The sequence below is a fragment of the Brachyspira catarrhinii genome, assembly GCF_005518285.1.
GTDB lineage: Bacteria > Spirochaetota > Brachyspiria > Brachyspirales > Brachyspiraceae > Brachyspira > Brachyspira catarrhinii.
The window spans coordinates 1-2,002 of record NZ_SJDU01000394.1 but is presented as its reverse complement, the minus strand read 5'-3'; the positions used below and the strand labels follow the sequence as shown (position 1 = coordinate 2,002).

Below are 2,002 nucleotides of genomic sequence, written 5' to 3'. Positions count from 1 at the left end.
AGAGGATAAATAAATGAATAAAGAGCAACATGAAAGATTTAATGTATATATAATAATTTTTTTCATTTCAAAAATAGAATATTAAAAATAAGCGATATAAAGAAAACATTTATATTAGTTAAAATTAATAAAAAGTCTAAAATGAGTATAAGAATGAAAATATTAAATCAATTAAAAATACTTGAAAGAGAAAACGAAAAATTAGATTTTGACGAGAAAATAACGATTGAAAGGATATAAAAATGCTTATTGTAATAGATAGAATAGATAGTCTGAAAATTATGAAAGACAGACTTAAGTTTTTAGAAAAAGAGTATGAAAAAACTAACGATTTTAAATTGCTTTATGAAATAAAAACTTGTAAACAGATTATAAAAAGAGATGCTTTAGCATTAGTAGAAGAATTAGAGCAAGAAAAATACTATAATAAAAAATAAAGGAGAATAAAAATGTTAATAAAAGCTGAAGTTTATAAAGACGGTAAGATTATCGAAAAAATATTTGAGAAAAAATTACGGTTAAATAAATACATAAGCGAAAATATAAAAGACGCTCTTTGTATAAAATTGTATGCCATACATGGCATAAAAAAAATAAAAAAGGTTAAAAATAGAAAATGAATAACGAATTGAAAATTAAAAACGAAAAAATCTTGAAAAATCAATTAATCGAGGCTTTAACGGAAAGAACGGGATTGGATAAAGATAATTATGATTTATTTGAAAATGTAAAAGTCGAAGTAAATAATCATACTATTATAATTACCGAACAAGATTTAAAAAATTATTTTGAAATACAATCAGAATATAGACGAAGAATGAAAAATATTAGACGAAAAATTAGACAAAAAAAGAATTTTGAAGCGATAGCGGAGTAATAAAATGGCTATAGCGATAATAAATATTATAATCGTAGCTATAATTTTTATAGCGATAAATTATTAAAAAAAGGAGATTAAAATGAAATCAATCGAAAAGTTGGAAGAAGAATTAAAGAGAATAGATAAAGAAGTGGCAGATAAAGATATAACAATTTCTAATTTAAGACAACGAATAAATGATGTTGAAATGTTAATTTTTGACTTAAGAAACGAAAGAGCTAATATAAAACAAGAATTAACTAAACTAAAAAATATGAATAGAAAAAAATACGGAGTGCTTATAGTTAGAAAAGATTATAAAGAGGATATCATAGAAGAATTTGAAACATTAAAAGAATGTTACGATTACATAGATAAAGAAATTAAAAACCAAAAAATACAAGAGATACAAATAGAAATAAATCCAGAGAGGCATTAAAAATGGAAATTAATTTTTCGTATAATTATAAAAAATTAGCAGGGCAAACTTCTGCAACTTTAATCGGTGTGGAAGATTTTATTTTAAATAAAGAGAATAGAGAAAAATATAGAGAATTTTTAATGAAAGATACGGAAAAAGAAGACGGGACTTTTTATGAATTGCGAAACGGAACTTATATCATAATGTTTTTTCGAGGTAATAAAGGGATAGAATTCACTACAATTAGATATGCAAAACCGTTTTATTATGGAAAATGCTTTGATAGAAAAGCTTGGGCTTTAGATAGAATTGGAAAAGAATTTAAAATTATTATAAAAAAGCGGGAGTAATAAAATGAAAACAAATATGGGATATTGTAAATATCAAAATACATTAAAAGCATTGAAAGAGCTTAACGAAATATTAGAATGGGATACGGACGCTATGTTTAATTTAAGCGATGAAGAATATAGAGCTATGATTAAAATAATAAAAATAGCTATGACTATTGGCGTCTGCCCGCATGTTGCGAAGGAAAATTTTGATTATAATAATATTAAATTAGATTAATAAAAATAATATCTTAATTTTACTTGAAAAAATAAGATAATTATATTAAAATAAAAGTAAGGTAAATACTTAAAATGAAAAAGCCATTCAATACATTAAACGATTATTTTGTTCGGTATTTCTTTACCGACAAGGGAGGCGAAAAAGTTTTC

General features: G+C 23.5%; 6 protein-coding genes. All 6 read left to right on the top strand.

Going from position 1 to position 2,002, the window contains the following annotated elements:
- The first annotated feature begins 242 nt into the window (after window positions 1-242).
- The 6 genes from EZH24_RS10850 (at window position 243) to EZH24_RS10830 (ending at window position 1,850) form a co-directional block, all read left to right on the top strand.
- The gene (locus EZH24_RS10850) at window positions 243-437 is read left to right on the top strand and encodes a hypothetical protein (protein ID WP_137999133.1); all 195 of its coding nucleotides are present in this window, start codon (window positions 243-245) and stop codon (window positions 435-437) included.
- Window positions 438-449: 12 nt separating this feature from the next.
- Entirely contained in the window at window positions 450-620 is a 171-nt protein-coding gene (locus EZH24_RS14230; RefSeq protein WP_161976150.1) for a hypothetical protein, read from the top strand.
- A complete protein-coding gene (locus tag EZH24_RS10845) occupies window positions 617-877 on the top strand; it encodes a hypothetical protein (RefSeq protein ID WP_137999132.1) in 261 nt (86 codons plus the stop codon). The genes EZH24_RS14230 and EZH24_RS10845 overlap by 4 nt, the downstream gene beginning before the upstream one ends.
- A gap of 82 nt (window positions 878-959) precedes the next feature.
- Window positions 960-1,298, top strand: coding sequence for a hypothetical protein (locus tag EZH24_RS10840; protein WP_137999131.1), 339 nt, complete (start codon window positions 960-962; stop codon window positions 1,296-1,298).
- Between the two features lie 2 nt (window positions 1,299-1,300).
- Window positions 1,301-1,630: a hypothetical protein gene (locus EZH24_RS10835; RefSeq protein ID WP_137999130.1), complete on the top strand. Its 330-nt coding sequence runs from the start codon at window positions 1,301-1,303 to the stop codon at window positions 1,628-1,630.
- 4 nt (window positions 1,631-1,634) lie between these two features.
- Window positions 1,635-1,850, top strand: coding sequence for a hypothetical protein (locus EZH24_RS10830; protein ID WP_137999129.1), 216 nt, complete (start codon window positions 1,635-1,637; stop codon window positions 1,848-1,850).
- The last annotated feature ends 152 nt before the right edge of the window (window positions 1,851-2,002 follow it).